This is a genomic window from Pseudomonas sp. NPDC087336 (assembly GCF_044744285.1).
GTDB lineage: Bacteria > Pseudomonadota > Gammaproteobacteria > Pseudomonadales > Pseudomonadaceae > Aquipseudomonas.
Window position 1 is genome coordinate 16,567 of record NZ_JBIUYA010000022.1, and the last position, 17,367, is coordinate 33,933.

At 59.0% G+C, this 17,367-nt stretch carries 17 protein-coding genes and 1 pseudogene; 10 read left to right on the plus strand and 8 right to left on the minus strand.

All coding sequences use genetic code 11. The features are described from left to right. The first annotated feature begins 237 nt into the window (after window positions 1-237). Complete coding sequence (gene gdhA, locus ACIO0C_RS21065; RefSeq protein ID WP_401314978.1) at window positions 238-1,575, plus strand: NADP-specific glutamate dehydrogenase; 1,338 nt, start codon at window positions 238-240, stop codon at window positions 1,573-1,575. Here gdhA and ACIO0C_RS21070 read toward each other — a convergent pair. From ACIO0C_RS21070 to ACIO0C_RS21085, 4 genes and pseudogenes are all read right to left on the minus strand, one after another. After that, window positions 1,572-2,066, minus strand: coding sequence for a GreA/GreB family elongation factor (locus ACIO0C_RS21070; protein ID WP_401314979.1), 495 nt, complete (start codon window positions 2,064-2,066; stop codon window positions 1,572-1,574). The genes gdhA and ACIO0C_RS21070 overlap by 4 nt on opposite strands. Before the next feature lie 70 nt (window positions 2,067-2,136). Beyond that, a pseudogene (locus tag ACIO0C_RS21075) lies at window positions 2,137-2,321 on the minus strand (hypothetical protein); the annotation flags it as partial. A 42-nt stretch (window positions 2,322-2,363) separates the two neighbouring features. Next, window positions 2,364-4,217 (minus strand): DUF4105 domain-containing protein, encoded by a 1,854-nt coding sequence (locus ACIO0C_RS21080; RefSeq protein ID WP_401314981.1) that lies wholly within the window; start codon window positions 4,215-4,217, stop codon window positions 2,364-2,366. A 97-nt stretch (window positions 4,218-4,314) separates the two neighbouring features. Further along, a complete protein-coding gene (locus ACIO0C_RS21085) occupies window positions 4,315-4,803 on the minus strand; it encodes a DUF3015 domain-containing protein (RefSeq protein ID WP_020798660.1) in 489 nt (162 codons plus the stop codon). A 279-nt stretch (window positions 4,804-5,082) separates the two neighbouring features. Here ACIO0C_RS21085 and ACIO0C_RS21090 point away from each other — a divergent pair, with 279 nt between their 5' ends. Both ACIO0C_RS21090 and ACIO0C_RS21095 read left to right on the plus strand, forming a co-directional pair. Beyond that, window positions 5,083-7,521 (plus strand): Lon protease family protein, encoded by a 2,439-nt coding sequence (locus tag ACIO0C_RS21090; protein ID WP_401314982.1) that lies wholly within the window; start codon window positions 5,083-5,085, stop codon window positions 7,519-7,521. Window positions 7,522-7,830: 309 nt separating this feature from the next. Continuing rightward, entirely contained in the window at window positions 7,831-8,172 is a 342-nt protein-coding gene (locus tag ACIO0C_RS21095; RefSeq protein ID WP_008058253.1) for a hypothetical protein, read from the plus strand. 5 nt (window positions 8,173-8,177) lie between these two features. Here ACIO0C_RS21095 and ACIO0C_RS21100 read toward each other — a convergent pair whose 3' ends face one another. Further along, window positions 8,178-10,007, minus strand: a complete 1,830-nt coding sequence (locus ACIO0C_RS21100) for a hypothetical protein (protein WP_401314984.1) — start codon at window positions 10,005-10,007, stop codon at window positions 8,178-8,180. Window positions 10,008-10,165: 158 nt separating this feature from the next. Between ACIO0C_RS21100 and ACIO0C_RS21105 the strand changes: the two genes are divergently transcribed. The 3 genes from ACIO0C_RS21105 to ACIO0C_RS21115 all read left to right on the plus strand — a co-directional run bounded on the left by ACIO0C_RS21105 (window position 10,166) and on the right by ACIO0C_RS21115 (window position 11,819). Continuing rightward, entirely contained in the window at window positions 10,166-10,654 is a 489-nt protein-coding gene (locus ACIO0C_RS21105) for a TIGR00645 family protein (RefSeq protein ID WP_007970904.1), read from the plus strand. Window positions 10,655-10,789: 135 nt separating this feature from the next. Next, window positions 10,790-11,080, plus strand: a complete 291-nt coding sequence (locus ACIO0C_RS21110; protein WP_401314985.1) for a DUF6482 family protein — start codon at window positions 10,790-10,792, stop codon at window positions 11,078-11,080. Window positions 11,081-11,201: 121 nt separating this feature from the next. Continuing rightward, on the plus strand, window positions 11,202-11,819 hold the full coding sequence (locus ACIO0C_RS21115; protein ID WP_008058284.1) for an FKBP-type peptidyl-prolyl cis-trans isomerase: 618 nt from the start codon (window positions 11,202-11,204) through the stop codon (window positions 11,817-11,819). Window positions 11,820-11,879: 60 nt separating this feature from the next. Here ACIO0C_RS21115 and ACIO0C_RS21120 read toward each other — a convergent pair whose 3' ends face one another. From ACIO0C_RS21120 to ACIO0C_RS21130, 3 genes are all read right to left on the minus strand, one after another. Next, window positions 11,880-12,164, minus strand: a complete 285-nt coding sequence (locus tag ACIO0C_RS21120; RefSeq protein ID WP_401314986.1) for a hypothetical protein — start codon at window positions 12,162-12,164, stop codon at window positions 11,880-11,882. A gap of 208 nt (window positions 12,165-12,372) precedes the next feature. Next, the gene (locus ACIO0C_RS21125) at window positions 12,373-12,714 is read right to left on the minus strand and encodes a zinc ribbon domain-containing protein YjdM (RefSeq protein ID WP_008058286.1); all 342 of its coding nucleotides are present in this window, start codon (window positions 12,712-12,714) and stop codon (window positions 12,373-12,375) included. 160 nt (window positions 12,715-12,874) lie between these two features. After that, a complete protein-coding gene (locus tag ACIO0C_RS21130; protein WP_401314988.1) occupies window positions 12,875-13,843 on the minus strand; it encodes a polyprenyl synthetase family protein in 969 nt (322 codons plus the stop codon). A 239-nt stretch (window positions 13,844-14,082) separates the two neighbouring features. Here ACIO0C_RS21130 and rplU point away from each other — a divergent pair, with 239 nt between their 5' ends. From rplU to proB, 4 genes are all read left to right on the plus strand, one after another. Continuing rightward, a complete protein-coding gene (rplU, locus tag ACIO0C_RS21135) occupies window positions 14,083-14,397 on the plus strand; it encodes a 50S ribosomal protein L21 (RefSeq protein ID WP_007950961.1) in 315 nt (104 codons plus the stop codon). A gap of 35 nt (window positions 14,398-14,432) precedes the next feature. Continuing rightward, complete coding sequence (gene rpmA / locus ACIO0C_RS21140) at window positions 14,433-14,690, plus strand: 50S ribosomal protein L27 (protein WP_003281574.1); 258 nt, start codon at window positions 14,433-14,435, stop codon at window positions 14,688-14,690. A 195-nt stretch (window positions 14,691-14,885) separates the two neighbouring features. Continuing rightward, window positions 14,886-16,109, plus strand: coding sequence for an Obg family GTPase CgtA (gene cgtA / locus ACIO0C_RS21145; protein WP_020798650.1), 1,224 nt, complete (start codon window positions 14,886-14,888; stop codon window positions 16,107-16,109). Between the two features lie 137 nt (window positions 16,110-16,246). Next, window positions 16,247-17,365 carry a glutamate 5-kinase gene (gene proB, locus ACIO0C_RS21150; RefSeq protein WP_033041014.1) on the plus strand — a complete coding sequence of 373 codons (1,119 nt, stop codon included), beginning with the start codon at window positions 16,247-16,249 and terminating at the stop codon, window positions 17,363-17,365. Window positions 17,366-17,367 lie beyond the last annotated feature (2 nt).

Genomic DNA, 17,367 nt, shown 5'->3' on the forward strand with positions numbered 1-17,367 from the left:
AGCACCCCATAAACTGTGGGAGCTGGCTTGCCAGCGATGGCGGTGTAACTGTTGGTGCGGTATTCAAGGAGTCAATCCCTGTTTAGGTGCAAAAATGGCCGATAATCGGACTATATTTATATTCAATGCACCATTTAATTTCATAAACGCGACATTTTGCTCTATTCCTGTGCGCGATTCGTTTGTTAAAGTCCGGCCCAATTTCTTCCAACGACAATAATTTGCCGAGACTTTTCCATGATCGAATCCGTCGAATCCTTCCTTGCCCGCCTGAAAAAGCGCGACCCGGACCAGCCTGAATTCCACCAGGCCGTCGAAGAGGTCCTGCGTAGCCTGTGGCCCTTTCTCGAAGCCAACCCGCATTACCTGACCTCGGGCATTCTGGAGCGCATTTGCGAGCCGGAGCGAGCGGTCGTGTTCCGCGTGTCCTGGGTCGACGATCACGGCAAGGTGCAGGTCAATCGCGGTTTCCGTATCCAGATGAACAGCGCCATCGGCCCTTACAAAGGCGGGCTGCGTTTCCATCCGTCGGTGAATCTCGGCGTGTTGAAGTTCCTCGCCTTCGAGCAAACCTTCAAGAACTCGCTGACGTCGTTGCCCATGGGCGGCGGCAAGGGCGGTTCGGATTTCGACCCCAAAGGCAAAAGCGATGCCGAAGTCATGCGCTTCTGCCAGGCCTTCATGAGCGAGCTGTATCGCCACATCGGCGCCGACGTTGACGTACCGGCCGGTGACATCGGTGTGGGTGCCCGCGAAATCGGTTTCCTGTTCGGTCAGTACAAGCGCCTGAGCAACCAGTTCACCAGCGTGTTGACCGGCAAGGGACCGAGCTACGGCGGCAGCCTGATTCGCCCTGAGGCCACCGGTTTCGGTTGCGTGTACTTCGCCGAGGAAATGCTCAAGCGTCGCGGTGAAACCGTCGAAGGCAAACGCGTGGCGATCTCGGGTTCCGGCAACGTTGCGCAATATGCCGCGCGCAAGGTCATGGACCTGGGCGGCAAAGTGATTTCGCTGTCTGACTCCGAAGGCACGTTGTACTGCGAAAGCGGGCTGACCGAGGAGCAGTGGCAGGCCGTGCTTGAACTGAAAAACGTCCAGCGCGGACGCATCAGCGAGCTGGCGGGTCGTTTTGGCCTGGAGTTCCTGGCTGGCCAGCATCCATGGGGGCTCAGCTGCGACATCGCGCTGCCGTGCGCCACGCAAAACGAACTGGATGCCGATGCGGCACGTGCGTTGCTGCGCAATGGCTGCATCTGTGTGGCAGAAGGCGCGAACATGCCGACTACTCTCGAAGCCGTGGACCTGTTTATCGAGGCCGGCATCCTGTTCGCGCCGGGCAAGGCGTCCAATGCCGGCGGTGTTGCCGTGAGCGGTCTGGAGATGTCGCAGAACGCCATGCGCCTGCTCTGGACCGGTGGTGAGGTGGACAGCAAGCTGCACGCCATCATGCAGTCGATCCATCACGCTTGCGTGCATTACGGTGAGGAGAATGGCCAGGTCAACTACGTCAAGGGCGCGAACATCGCCGGCTTTGTCAAAGTCGCCGACGCGATGCTGGCCCAGGGCGTGGTTTAAGCCGGTTCGATACGGATGATCTCGATCAGTTGATCGCCGGCCGGGCGTTGCCACAGTACCTCGTCACCGAGTTGTGCCCCGAGCAATGCCCGGCCCAGTGGCGATCCCCAATTGATCAGGCCTTTGGCAGCGACGGCCTGGTCTTCACCGACCAGCTGCACGCGGCGCGCGGTGCCGTTTTCATCCGCATAGGTGACCCAACTGCCGATCTGGACTTTCCTGGTCGAGGTCGCGGGCGGCACCACCTGAGCGCTTTGCAGGCGTTGATGGAAGTAGCGCAGATCGCGCTCAAGGTTGACCAACAGCTGCTTGTCAGCCTGATCGCCGAGGGCTGATTGTTGTTTGTGCAGCGCTTGCAACTCGGCGACCTTGTCCTGCAACAGGACCAGGCCGGCGGGTGTGACGTAATTGGACTGCGCACTGACTTGCCGTTCGACCGGCTGATCGGTTTGCGCGGCGGCATTATCTTCATTGACGAAGGCGCGGCTCATGGTTTTCTCCCGTTATAGGGTTTGGGCCATGGTTGCAGGGTTTTGGTTTCGCTGGCTATCTGTCAGCGACCTATTGCGAGCGATAGGCTCGGGCGGCGTCTCGATCCTTTGCTGCTGCCAGGCTTCATCGCGCTCGTCCCAATGACTGTTGCGATAGCTCTCGCGGTCCTGGCTTTCGCGCATGGCCTGACACTGACGAAAACCATCGCTCCAGCCTTCGGCATAGTTTTTGTCTTTCAGATAACGCGGGACATTTTAACGCATTCCAATGTAGGAGCTGCCGCAGGCTGCGATCTTTTAATAGTGATACCACTTCACTTCAAGCATCACTTCATTCTCGGGCGTGGCCAGGTGGCTGAACTCGCGCTGGGCGCTCAGGCGCAACCCGAGGTTGCTTGACAATTCCCACTGCTGATTCAGGCTCAGGCTACGACGCACTTCACCATTGGTGAAGAAATCGCCTTTTGCCTCCAGGCTCAGATTGCCCAAAGGGTTTTTCCACAGCAGGCCTGTGTTGAAACCCGCCGCCGGCGATATGAATTCGGCGAAGTCATTGTTGTGCTCCACGCGCACGGTGCCCAGGGCAAAGCCGAGCATGTCGTCGCTCAATTGCCAGGTTCCACCGCCGCCGCCATTGACGTGGCTGACCAGGTTTTCATCGTCATGTTTGCCCGGCACTCGCTCCAGGCCGCCGGTGACCTGCCACGACAGGGGGTGCAGCAACTCATTACGTGGGGTCAGGGAGCGAATCGTCGCCAGGTCCAGTTGTTGCACTTGCCAGTCATTGCCTTCGTACTGGCGCAGTTTCAATTGCAGGATTTCGATCTGTGCGCCGAGGGGGAAGCTTTCGGCGTTGTCATTGAGGTCGTGGTAGGCCATGCGCAGGCCGTATTCGCCAAAGGCACGGTCGCCGCGGGTGCCGAGACCGGCCTGCCAGGTGCGCGATTCGTGGCCATCCTCGGGCAGGCCAGGCTGCGGGATGTCCAGTTCAGGTGCGGGATTGCGGTTGATCGCCCGCAGCAACTCAAAGCTGCGCTGGGCCCGTTGCGGATCTCGCTCCTGGCCGTTGGCTCGGTAGCGTTCCAGGCGATAGGCCGCATCGATAATCAGCGCCTGACGGTCACGGGGTAGTGCCTTGAATTCGGGCGCTTGCAGTTGCTTTTGGTCGGCGCTGACCTTCAGTACCCACTGTTGTTCTTCATCGCTCAGTGGCTCGGCGCGGCTCAGCAATTCCCTTTCGCGAGACGGTCGATACTGGATGGACTCCACCAGTCCTGCCTCTTTCACGGCCTTGACGGTGTCGGTGGGAATGGCCGTCAGCGGAAATTGCTCGGTCAGGCGCAGGCTCGGGCGCGCCACTTGCAGCAGTTCCAGCAGGCGATAGGAGCAGTTTTCGTCGAAAAAGAAATAGTCGAACTGAATCTGTTTCAGTTCCCAGACGTGCTCGACCATGCGCGCGGTTTCCTGCTGGGTCAGGTTCAGGCGGTACTCCCACAGGTCACGGTTCTCGAGACTGCGATATTCAGAGAGCTTTTCCTGATAAGGCACCAGTGCAAACAACCCCGGATAGCCGCCCATCAAACCTTTCCAGGCGTACAGGATGCTGTTGTCCGACCCCTCAATGTAAGCGCCGAAGTTGATCGCGTAACTGAGCAGCGAGGTCTTGTCGCTTTGTACATCGGCCTGATCGATGCGCAGCAAGGTGTGGCCGAACATCGATGACGGGCTGTTGAGGTAGGCCGCCGGAAAGATCATCACCGCGCTGTGAGGCGAGACGTCCTTGAACCATTGCGTGAACTCGGCGCAGGGAAGCGTCGGCAGATCGGTCAGGTTGAGTTGCGCCTTGAGCCAGCGGGTACGTGCCGGGTAGACGCACTGCGCATGTTGCTCGCCTGCACTGGCCGGGGCGTACAGCGCCTGCACGGTGGTCGCCAGCTCATGGTCCGGGTGCTCGTTGCCATCAGCGGCAAGAAAGAATTTCCTGTCGCTGACATAGCTGCGCCAGCCGCCGAGCTTGGCGGTTTCGTAATGACCCAGGGAAATCCAGAAGGGGTCGTTGGCCAGTTGCTGCAAACGTTGAGGATCGATGTGAGGCGTGGCAGACAGCGGGGCGCAGACACAGAGCGCCAGCCAGGCAAGGCGTTTGAGCATAGTCGGCAACTTAAACAGGAAAAAAACAAAGACCCAAAGGGGGAACAGGTCTAAAAAATAAAACCCGCTTCCCGGAAGAAGCGGGGTGCGTAGGAGCTTAAGCCTGAGTGGCGTACTTGGCCAGACGAGGATCGCTCTTCAGGACGGCCAGGGTGTTGGTATGCACATCTTCCGCGGTCACGTCAGCTTTGCTGAAGATCTGCTGGAAGTGCTCGTGAGTGACGGCGGCGAAGTGCGCACGGTCTTCCGGCGCCACGCCCAGTACCACGGCGTAGGTGGTCAGCGCTTCGCCTTGACCTTTAGCCATGTCTTCGGACAGCTCGTTCATCATGCCATTCATGGCAAACCAGGATTTGCCGCCATAGGTCAGCGACGCGTTGGTCGAGCAACCGTTGGTACCGGAAGTCATACCAAATGTTGCGTTGCCGGAAGTGCCGTTGGTGGTGGATGCCAGGAAGTGAGCCGGGGTGCCACGCTGACCTTCGAACAGCATGTTGCCCCAACCGCAATCCGGGCCGCCTGGCGCCTGAGCCATGGCGTTGATGGATACCGCGGTGAAGAGAGTACCAAGAAGAATCCGTTTCATAGCTTTGTTCTCTTTATGTGCAAACCAATGGACAAGGGTTCTGGCGCCTATCTCGCCAGTGTGGACTGGTTATTGATCCAGTCGCGCAGTTTGGAGTTTAGGCACGATCACGGGGTTCCGTTATTTTTTGCTAAACATTCGCTGGAATCAGTGATTTGGCGCCGCTCAACGCCGGGGTTTGCACTTGTCTATGCTTTGGCCTGAGGCGCTCCTTGCCAGTCGGGCATGGGCAGCGCCAGAATGCCGCTATCTGCCCCGCCTGATTGTTAAGGAAGCCCGATGCCTGATCCTGTTGCTGCCAGCTTGCGTCTAGCGCCTGAAGCGCTGACCCGTCCGTTTTCCGCTGAACAGTTCAGCTTCTCTACCACCAATGATCTGGAGCCCTTTCGCGGTGTGCTTGGCCAGGAACGTGCGGTCGAAGCCTTGCAGTTCGGTGTGGCCATGCCACGCCCCGGTTACAACGTATTCGTCATGGGCGAGCCCGGCACTGGTCGCTTCTCGTTCGTCAAACGTTACCTGAAGGCCGAAGGCAAACGCCTGCAGACCCCGGCGGACTGGGTCTACGTCAATAATTTCGATGAGCCGCGCGAACCGCGTGCCCTGGAATTGCCATCGGGCACCGCCGGTGCTTTCATCGGTGATATCAACGGCTTGATCGACAACCTGCTGGCGACCTTTCCGGCGGTGTTCGAGCATCCGTCCTACCAGCAGAAGAAAAGCGCCATCGACCGCGCCTTCAATCAGCGCTATGACAAGGCACTGGACGTGATCGAGCGCCTGGCGCTGGAGAAAGACGTCGCGCTCTATCGCGATGCCAGCAATATCGCATTCACTCCGATGCTGGACGGCAAGGCGTTGGATGAGGCGGAATTCGCCCAATTGCCGGAAGCGGAGCGCGATCGCTTCCACGATGATATTTCCAACCTCGAAGAGCGCCTGAACGAGGAACTCGCCAGCCTGCCGCAATGGAAGCGCGAGTCGAGCAATCAGTTGCGCCATCTGAACGAAGAAACCATTACCCTGGCCCTGCAGCCTTTGCTGTCGCCGTTGTCGGAGAAATACGCCGAGAACGCGGCGGTGTGCGGTTACCTGCAAGCGATGCAGGTGTATTTGCTCAAGACCGTGGTCGAGCAATTGGTCGACGACAGCAAGACCGATGCGGTCGCCCGCAAGCTGCTGGAGGAACAATACGCGCCGAGCCTGATGGTCGGGCATTCCGCCAGTGGTGGTGCCCCTGTCGTGTTCGAGCCGCATCCGACCTACGAGAACTTGTTCGGGCGTATTGAATACAGCACCGACCAGGGCGCGCTCTATACCACGTATCGGCAGCTGCGACCGGGTGCATTGCACCGGGCCAACGGCGGTTTCCTGATCCTTGAAGCGGATAAAATGCTCAGCGAGCCGTTCGTGTGGGATGCGCTCAAGCGCGCCCTGCAATCGCGCAAACTGAAAATGGAATCGCCACTGGGCGAGATGGGCCGTTTCGCGACGGTCACCCTGACGCCGCAGCACATTCCGTTGCAGGTCAAGGTCGTCATCATCGGTGCCCGTCAGCTCTACTACACGCTGCAGGACCTCGATCCGGACTTCCAGGAAATGTTTCGCGTCCTGGTGGATTTCGATGAAGACATTCCGATGGTCGACGAGAGCCTGGAGCAGTTCGCCCAGTTGCTTAAAACCCGTACTTCCGAGGAGGGCATGGCGCCGTTGACCGCCGATGCGGTGGCGCGCCTGGCAACCTACAGCGCGCGCCTGGCCGAGCATCAGGGGCGTTTGTCGGCGCGCATCGGCGATCTGTTCCAGCTGGTCAGCGAGGCGGATTTCATTCGTCACCTGGCCTCGGATGAAATGACCGACGCCGGCCACATCGAGCGGGCACTCAAGGCCAAGGCCACCCGTACCGGGCGCGTGTCGGCGCGGATTCTCGATGACATGCTGGCGGGGATCATCCTGATCGATACCGCGGGTGCGGCGGTCGGCAAGTGCAACGGCCTGACTGTGCTGGAAGTCGGCGACTCGGCCTTCGGCGTGCCGGCGCGGATTTCCGCCACGGTGTATCCCGGCGGCAGTGGCATCGTCGACATCGAGCGGGAAGTTAACCTCGGTCAGCCGATCCACTCCAAAGGGGTGATGATTCTCACCGGTTACCTGGGCAGCCGTTACGCCCAGGAGTTTCCGCTGGCGATCTCCGCGAGCATTGCGCTGGAGCAGTCCTATGGTTACGTCGATGGGGACAGTGCTTCCCTGGGCGAGGCGTGCACGCTGATCTCGGCATTGTCGAAAACCCCGCTCAAGCAATGCTTTGCGATTACCGGCTCGATCAACCAGTTCGGTGAAGTGCAGGCCGTGGGCGGCGTCAACGAGAAGATCGAAGGGTTCTTCCGGCTCTGCGAAGCCCGCGGGCTGACGGGCGAACAGGGGGCAATCATTCCCCACGCCAACGTTGCCACGCTGATGCTTGACGAGAAAGTGCTGGCGGCCGTGCGCGCCGGTCAGTTCCACGTCTACGCCGTGCGTCAGGCCGACGAGGCGTTGAGCCTGCTGGTGGGTGAGCCGGCGGGTGAGCCGGATGAAAATGGCGAGTTCCCTGAAGGTAGCGTCAACGCACGGGTGGTGGAGCGCTTGCGGGTGATCGCAGAGATGATCAGCGAGGATGACCTGAAGGAAGCCGAGAAGGAAATGGCGGTGGAGGCGCTGGTGGAGGCCAAGCCGGCCTGACACCCGATCAACTCTGTAGGAGCGAAGCTTGCTCGCGAAGGCGGTGTGTCAGGCAATGATAATGTCGACTGACACACCGCCTTCGCGAGCAAGCTTCGCTCCTACGGGTTTTTTGGTGTTATCGAAATTCAAAAGTGCCATCACTCTGGCGCCAATATTCACACAGTGACCATTCGGCGCCTTCTGGTCTTACTTGACGTGCTAGTCAGACTTTTCCTCTATTCTCTGCTCAAGGATATCGACAGTATCACTGGATCGAGACAGCCTTCCCGTGGAGGCTGAATACCGGATTTCCCGAGGGTCGCCGCCATGCCGCGCAACCTCTGCCTGACTCGTCAATGTCTAGGTCTTGTGACCCGTATCGAATGCGCCATCCGCCCCCTGGCGGGCGATACGGGGATGTGGACCTTGCTCTTCGCCGCCGGAATGGCCGGTGAACAACCCTCAGCCATCAAGGCCCAAGGCCCGTTTCATGGCCCTTTTGTGGCTGAGTCCATCCTCGATACCATCGTTGAAAGCCTGACCCTGCACGGCTATGAACTGGCCGATGACCCGCAGATCTGGTGCCTGCATCTGCAAGCCCAGTTGCGGGAAATCAACGGTGGTCGTTGTCGTAGCGTGGGTGGCTTCGAGTTCCGGCCCGAGCACTGACAGCGCTATTGGGCCTGGCTGGACATGTCTGCCTTGTCGAGCTTGACCTCGAATCCATATTGCACGGTGGCGAGGTCAGTTCGTTGATAGGCTTCCAGGCGCGTGGGTTGACCGTAGAAGTAATGCACGGCGAATAACGCGGGTCCTTCTGTGCTCGCGTCATGGCTGACCGCAAGAATTTCCTTCAGGTAATTGCCGCTGTCATCCTTGGCGAAAAAACGCCAGTCCTGATCGGGAAACACTTTCGAATCCACCACCAGTGCATTGCCTTTGAGTTCAAGCCCCTTGGGCAATTGATGGGCATCGAAGGTCTGCTTTTCGACAGTGGCCAGGAACAGCGGGATGGAACCGACCACAAAGGCGGGCGTTTGAGGAAACAGGTTCAGGTCGTAGGTGATGGTGCCGCCCAGGGGGTCGACTTCATACGCCTCGGGTGGCAATTCGATCGGCTCGTCGCGCTTGCCGCTACTGTCTTCGGTAAAGAAGCTGACCGGGCTATCGCCTGGGTTGAAAGACGTACCGAGCAATTCATCGTTGAAGCTGCGCAGGTGAGTGAACTCGACGCGCGCAGCGCTGGGATCCTCGACCGATTGATTGATCCTGACGCCTTTTTTCAACTGCTCCCGGGTCAAGGTCGCGCCCTTGAGCCAGGTCGGCGCGCTATCGTCATAGACCACCACCGGCAAGTTCAGCGGCTGGATGGTTTTCGCCGTGGTATGGCTGTCGAAGCGGCGTACCGGCAGGTCCAGGTCCTTGCGGGTCACGGTCACGCTGGAGAAATCCAGCAGGCTGACTTCAAGGGTTTCGATGGTCCCGTTGAAATACACCTTGGAGTAGTGGCGCTTCTGTTGTTTCTCGAAGGTCCGCTGCTCTTCGTTGAGCTGTTTTTCCAGCGACTCGCTCCAGAGTTTCTGTTGCTGCAACTTCGCCAGCTGTTTCTGGTAGAAGGCAATCTGCGCAGCGTTCTCATTGATCGAGCCTGAGCGCGACAGAAACTGCCCGGTGGCATCCCTGGCCTGGACGATCAGCGGATTCAATGGAGTATCAGCGATCTCGGGGGCGGGCGGCGCGCTGTCGCTGAACTCGATTTCGGCGTAGTTGTCCGCAAGTTTCACCAAGGTGACGCTCAAGTTGTCGTTGGTGCGGGTCTGGCCGATGTCCTTTTTCGTCAGGTCGAAGCTGTAGAGCCGGCGTGGTGCAATGACTTCCACCTTGCCTTGCAGGCTCACCGGTTGTGGCTGGTTCTTGATGTCGACGTCCAGGCCTTCGATGAACGGATAGGTCACGGTGAGGTCGTCAGGGTTGGTCACATTGGAGCTCGACGGACTCAATTGAATGCCGGGGTCGGTTTCCGACCATTCCGGCTGGAAGGCGATGACCCGTTTGTTGCTCAAAGTGACCGACTGCCATTGCAGGCCATGGGGAAACAGAAACGCCGCCGGGATGCTGAAGTTGAAGGGGAACACCGGTTGCAGGTCCGTCAGGTAGTCGGAGCTGGAGTCTTTGTGCAGGACAAACAGGCCGTTGATGTAAGTGTCGACCAGGGCCTGTGGCGTGGGGTAGTGCTTGAGCATGGCGAGGGCGTCTTCGCCGTACTCGGTTTCCACGGGTTTGCTGTCGAGTTTGAGTTGCGCGCGCTCGAGTAATAACAGCGAACCGCCCAGTTCGGCCACCGCATCCTTGAGTTTCGGGTCCTCGATGGCGTCCAGGGACTTCTCGAACTGCGCAGTCTTTTCCTCGAGGCTGACCTGACGCTTCTCGTCGCTGGGCGAGCAGGCGCTAATCAGCAGAGCCAGGCAAATCCCGGCACTCGTTAAAGGCAATCGCCCATCCATTTCCAGTCTTCCTGTCCGATGTCATTTTGCTGTCAATGGCTTGGACACTAGCAGAAAAACTTTGACACACACGCGCAGGTGGCGGATTTTTCGATGGTTTTGGCTGTAACGGACGGCTGTTATACTCGCGGCCATTTCCAGTCCACATGTGAGTTTCAATGGAACGCTTTATCGAAAATGCAATGTACGCCTCGCGCTGGCTGCTGGCGCCAATCTACTTCGGTCTGTCTCTCGGGCTGCTGGCACTGGCGCTGAAATTCTTCCAGGAAGTCTTTCACGTCATCCCCAACGTCTTTTCGATGGCCGAATCGGACTTGATCCTCGTACTGCTGTCGCTGATTGACATGGCGCTGGTCGGCGGCCTGCTGGTGATGGTGATGATCTCCGGCTATGAGAACTTCGTTTCTCAACTGGACATCGACGACAGCAAGGAGAAACTCAACTGGTTGGGCACCATGGACTCGTCGTCGTTGAAAATGAAGGTGGCCGCGTCCATCGTGGCGATCTCGTCCATCCACCTGCTGCGCATCTTCATGGACGCCAAGAACGTCGATCCCGAGCATTTGCAGTGGTACGTCATCATCCACATGACCTTTGTGGTGTCGGCATTCGCCATGGGTTACCTGGATAAAGTGACCAAGCACTGAACAACGACTGTCCCGTTGTTACACGCCGCCCGTCTGTTGCAAAACAGACGGGCGGCGTCGTTTATGGCTTGTGCTTTGATGCGCCGAGGCATATCCCTGTAAGTGTGTTGGCTCGTCACTGCGTGAGGTGCGTTCATGAACCTGCAAGAGTTGAATGCCTATGCCGTCGCCGGGAAGGTCGATGAGTTGAACCTGATCTCGATGGAGGGAGGTATCTACCTGCTGGAGGCGCGGATGCATGGTGCGGCGTATCCACTGAACGATGCGCATGGCCATACGATGAGCCTGCGCTCGGTGGAGCATGCACGTGATGTGCTTCGTTCCTTTCCCAAGCTGCACTTCAATCTGGTGCATACCGTGGTTCATGACGAAATGTGCGGGTTGGTTGCCGATACCGAGGAAAACCTGAAGGTGCCGATCGCCTGACGCCCCTGATCAACGCCACGACAACTGTGCTAGTCTGCTGGCCCTTTTGGTTCCGGGCGCTCCGGGACGCGCTGTGCACGCACGGCCAGTTCCCGGGTCGTCCGCACAGCGGAGCAGTGTCATGTCCGAAGTAAATCTGTCCACCGACGAAACCCGCGTCAGCTACGGCATTGGCCGTCAGCTGGGCGACCAGCTGCGTGACAATCCACCACCGGGCGTTAGCCTGGACGCGATCCTGGCAGGCCTGACCGACGCGTTCGCCGGTCAGCCAAGCCGTGTTGGCCAGGAAGAAATGTCCGCCAGCTTCAAGGTGATTCGCGAAATCATGCAGGCCGAAGCTGCAGCCAAGGCTGAAGCGGCCGCTGGCGAAGGCCTGGCCTTCCTGGCTGAAAACGCCAAGCGTGACGGCATCACCACCCTGGCTTCCGGCCTGCAATTCGAAGTACTGTCCTCCGGTGAAGGCGCCAAGCCATCCCGTGAAGACACCGTGCGTACCCACTACCACGGCACCCTGATCGACGGCACCGTGTTCGACAGCTCCTACGAGCGTGGCGAGCCAGCAGAATTCCCGGTTGGCGGCGTGATCGCTGGCTGGACCGAAGCCCTGCAACTGATGAATGCCGGCAGCAAATGGCGCCTGTACGTGCCGAGTGAACTGGCTTACGGCGCTCAAGGCGTTGGCAGCATTCCGCCGCACAGCGTACTGGTGTTCGACGTCGAGCTGCTGGACGTTCTGTAATACCTTGCCCGATTTCACATCGGGCTAATGTGGGAGCGGGCTTGCTCGCGAAGGCGTTGTTCAGTCGACAAACACGTTGCCTGATACACCGTTTTCGCTGGCAAGCCAGCTCCTGCAAGTCGGGCGCAATGCCCGGGCATAGCAGAACAGAAACAGGTTTCTCACCACTTCCTTGAGCACCACCGGCTCGCTTGAACTCAAGCCATTGACGTCAAGGTCACCTTGATCCTGCAGTTCGCTCAAGGCTTCCTCTTCCAGTACTGCACAGACTTCTCCGGTTTCCCGATGCAGGATCCTGAGATAGGGGTGTGGGCGGTCCAGCCAGGCATCGATCAAATACGTCATGGGTTCTCATCTCCATTGATTGGATTCAATGAGAATAATTCCTATTCAATAAATAGCAAGGGCCTATTGGGAGATTGGGGATTTTTCTGGGTAAAGATTGCGTAAGGTCAAAACGACTGGCGTTTGGCTATTGCGAGGATTCACTGGGCGAGGCGGAGTAGGGCGAAGCACCACCCCACGACAGTGCGCGGGGTGGCGTACAGCTGAATCAGACTTTTCTGACAAATTCGGATTTGAGCTTCATCGGGCCGATGCCGTCGATCTTGCAGTCGATGTCGTGATCGCCATCGCACAGGCGGATGTTCTTGACCTTGGTACCGACCTTGACCACCAGCGACGTGCCCTTGACCTTGAGGTCCTTGATTACGGTGATGGTGTCGCCGTCCTGCAGGACGTTGCCGACCGAGTCCTTCTTCACTGCGTCGTCGGAGACCACTTCGGCGTCACCGCTGGCGGACCATTCATGGGCGCACTCGGGGCAGATCAGCTGGGCGCCGTCTTCGTAAGTGTATTCGGAATTGCATTTCGGGCAGGGTGGCAACGTGCTCACTAAGGCTCCTTGGATTCAGGATCGCTAAAAAGCGCACATTGTATAGGGTTTTATTCTGGGGTGGAGCTAAATGCAAAAGATCGCAGCCTGCGGCAGCTCCTACGGGGTATGTGTAGGAGCTGCTGCCGCAGGCTGCGATCTTTTGATCTTGCTGTTGTGATCAGTGCGTACGCGCGACCGCAAATTCGCTCAATTCGACCAGTGCATCGCGATATTCGCTGGCTGGAAGCACGTCCAGGCACTTGATCGCACGGGCCACATAGTCGCGGGCCAGCTGTGCGGTGTACTCCAGCGAACCTGAGGCCTCCACGGCTTCGCGGATGTTTTCCAGGTCTTCGATGCCGCCTTTCTGGATCGCCTTGCGCACCAGTGCAGCCTGCTCCGGCGTGCCTTCGCGCATGGTGTAGATCAGCGGCAGGGTCGGCTTGCCTTCGGCCAGGTCGTCACCGACGTTCTTGCCCAGGGTCTCGGCATCGCCCTTGTAGTCCAGCAGGTCGTCGACCAGTTGGAAGGCCACACCCAGGTGGTCGCCGAAGGTGCGCAGCGCTTCGCACTGCTCAGGCGTCGCACCGGCCAGGGCTGCCGCGCTGTGGGTCGAGGCCTCGAAGAGCATCGCGGTCTTGCCGCGGATGACTTCCATGTAGGTTTCTTCGGTGGTGCTGGCGTCGCGGACCTTCGACAGCTGCAACACTTCGCCTTCGGCGATGATGCGCGTGGCTTGCGAAAGGATCTTCATCACCGGCATGGAGCCCAGCTCGACCATCATTTCGAAGGAGCGCGAGTACAGGAAGTCGCCCACCAGCACGCTCGGCGCGTTGCCCCACATGGCATTGGCAGTCGAGCGGCCACGGCGCATGCCGGACATGTCGACCACGTCGTCATGCAGCAGGGTCGCGGTGTGCAAGAATTCGATGGTGGCGGCCAGCAGGCGCAGGTCGTCGCCTTCGCGGCCGAGGGCCTTGCCACACAGCAGCACTAATAATGGACGCAGGCGTTTACCGCCGGCCGAGGTGATGTAATCGCCGATTTTCGATACCAGAGGCACTCGGGAAGTCAGCTGCTTCTTGATGATGCCGTCGACGGCGCTAAAATCGTCCGCCACCGCGCGGTAGAAAGCTTGGGGTTGCATCAGCGACAGTCGCTCCAGAAGGGTTGCGCGGCATGCTAGGACCCACGCCTGCAGGTGTCAAGGCGCGATGGACGGCCTATTGCAAGGCGCTCGTGCCTTGCGTACAATCGCGCACCCTGAACTTCCTGGGCAGCACCTGCCTTACGCAATTGCAAGCGGGCCTCCAGCCCCATGCAGCCATGCCAGCCAATACCTATTCTTATAAAGAGCTGGGTGAGCAGGATTATCGGAGAAATACCATGTCTTATGCAGTAATCGTTACTGGCGGCAAGCAGTACAAAGTCGCCCCAGGTGAATACCTGAAGATCGAAAAACTGGAAGTCGCTACCGGCGAATCCGTTACCTTTGATCGCGTTCTGTTGGTTGCCAACGGTGACGACGTGAATATCGGCGCTCCAGTTGTTGCTGGCGCTACCGTTGTGGCTGAAGTGATCTCCCAAGGTCGTCACGATAAAGTCCGCATCATCAAGTTCCGTCGCCGTAAGCACCACATGAAGCGTATGGGCCACCGCCAGTGGTACACCGAGATCAAAATCACCGGTATTCAGGCTTAATTACAGCCTAATTCCTCACTAGGAGAATTGAACTCATGGCACACAAAAAAGCTGGTGGTAGTACCCGTAACGGTCGCGACTCAGAAGCCAAACGCCTTGGCGTGAAGATGTATGGCGGCCAGGCTATCAAAGCAGGCAACATCATCGTGCGTCAGCGCGGCACCCAATTCCACGCTGGCTACGGCGTTGGCATGGGTAAAGATCACACTCTCTTCGCTAAAGTCGAAGGCGTGATCAAGTTCGAAGTAAAAGGCGCCTTCGGTCGTCGTTACGTGAGCGTAGTCGCGGCTTAATTGCGCGATCGCTGGAAAAGCCCTGTCTCGCGACGGGGCTTTTTCGTTTGTGGGGTGAGTCTCTTGCAAAACTGTTTGTATGGGCTGCCGGCGCTGGTTATAGCGGTCGTTGATTGAGGTCGCTGCGCTCATTTTTGCAAGAGTCTTATGTCTTAGTGTTTTTCGGCTCGTCCGTATGGCGAGAGGCGTTTTGTTATGAAGTTTGTTGATGAAGTATCGATCCGAGTAAAGGCTGGCGACGGCGGTAACGGTTGCATGAGTTTCCGTCGCGAAAAATTCATCGAAAACGGTGGCCCGAACGGTGGTGATGGTGGTGATGGTGGCTCGGTCTACATGATCGCCGACGAAAACCTCAACACCCTGGTCGACTACCGTTACACCCGGCACTTCGATGCCGAGCGTGGCTCCAACGGCGGCAGCACCGACTGCACCGGCAAGAAGGGTGAGGATCTGGTGCTGCGCGTACCGGTTGGCACCACCGTGATTGACTCCGCTACCCAGGAAGTGATCGGCGACCTGACCAAGGCCGGCCAGAAGCTGCTGGTGGCACATGGCGGCTGGCACGGTCTGGGCAACACCCGTTTCAAATCCAGTACCAATCGTGCGCCACGCCAGACCACGCCGGGCAAGCCGGGCGAGCAGCGTGACCTCAAGCTGGAAATGAAAGTGCTGGCTGACGTGGGCCTGCTGGGCTTGCCGAATGCCGGTAAAAGTACCTTTATCCGTTCGGTATCCGCTGCCAAGCCGAAAGTTGCCGACTATCCGTTCACCACGCTGGTGCCGAACCTGGGGGTGGTCAGTGTCGATCGCTGGAAAAGCTTCGTGGTCGCGGACATTCCGGGCCTGATCGAAGGTGCTTCCGACGGCGCCGGCCTGGGGATCCGTTTCCTCAAGCACTTGTCGCGTACCCGTCTGCTGCTGCACCTCGTCGACATGGCGCCGCTGGATGACACCAGTGCTCCGGACGCTGCCGAAGTCATCGTCAACGAGCTGACCAAGTTCAGCCCGTCCCTGGCTGAGCGTGATCGTTGGCTGATCCTCAACAAGTGCGACCAGATCCTTGAAGAAGAGCACGATGAGCGGGTCAAGGAAATCGTCGATCGCCTGGAGTGGACTGGTCCGGTGTACGTGATCTCGGCCATCGCCAAGCAGAATACCGAGCGCTTGTGCCACGACATCATGCGTTACCTGGAAGATCGTGCCGATCGCCTGGCCAACGACCCGGCCTACAAGGAAGAGCTGGCCGACCTCGATCAGCGCATCGAAGACGAAGCCCGTGCCCAGCTGCAGGCGCTGGACGATCAGCGTGCCCTGCGTCGCAGCGGCGTGAAGTCGGTCCACGACATTGGCGACGATGATTGGGACGAAGAAGATGTGGATGACGAGGATGGTCCGGAAATCATTTACGTGCGTGACTGATTCGTTGCGATAAACTTAAGCGCCGCTCAATCGAGCGGCGTTTTAGTATCTGGAAATCGACTGTTGGTCACGAGTAACCACGAATAACGTCACGGGCAGTGCCAGGTCGCGCTGCCCTCAAGCTAAGGTTGAAGATGATGCGGAGCAAGGTGACAGGTGCGCAGCGTTGGGTCGTGAAGATCGGCAGCGCTTTGCTGACGGCGGATGGCAAGGGCCTGGATCGCGCGGCAATGGGTGTCTGGGTTGAGCAGATGGTGGCCTTGCACGAGGCGGGAGTCGAGCTGGTGCTGGTGTCCTCCGGGGCGGTGGCGGCCGGCATGAGCCGTCTGGGCTGGACCGCGCGACCCAGTGCGATGCACGAGCTCCAGGCCGCTGCTGCAATCGGCCAGATGGGCTTGGTGCAGGCCTGGGAGTCGAGCTTTGCCGAGCATGGCCGGCACACCGCGCAGATTCTCCTGACTCACGATGACCTGTCTGATCGCAAGCGCTATCTGAACGCCCGCAGCACCTTGCGTGCGCTGGTCGAGTTGAAGGTTATTCCGGTGATCAATGAGAACGACACCGTGGTCACCGACGAAATCCGTTTCGGCGACAACGATACCCTGGCGGCGCTGGTGGCCAACCTGGTCGAGGCTGACCTGCTGGTGATCCTGACGGACCGCGATGGCATGTTCGACGCAGACCCGCGCAACAATCCTGATGCCCAGCTGATTTACGAGGCGCGTGCCGATGATCCGGCGCTCGATGCGGTGGCGGGCGGTACGGGCGGTGCGCTGGGGCGTGGTGGCATGCAGACCAAGCTGCGAGCGGCGCGCCTGGCGGCACGGTCCGGGGCGCATACGATCATCGTTGGCGGTCGCCTGGAGCGCGTGCTCGATCGCCTCAAGGCGGGTGAGCGCATCGGCACCTTGCTCTCGCCTGAGCGCGGCATGCTGGCGGCACGCAAGCAGTGGTTGGCCGGGCATCTGCAAACCCGTGGCACCCTGGTGCTGGATGCGGGTGCGGTGACGGCGTTGTCCCAGGGCAACAAGAGTTTGCTGCCGGTGGGGGTCAAATTGGTCCAGGGTAGCTTCCGTCGCGGCGAAATGGTGGTGTGCGTGGCGCCTGACGGTCGTGAAATTGCCCGCGGGTTGGCCAACTACAGTGCGCTGGAAGCACAAAAAATCATCGGTCAGTCGTCCGAGGCGATTGTCGGTCTGCTGGGTTACATGGCGGAGCCGGAGCTGGTTCACCGCGATAACTTGATCCTGGTCTGAAG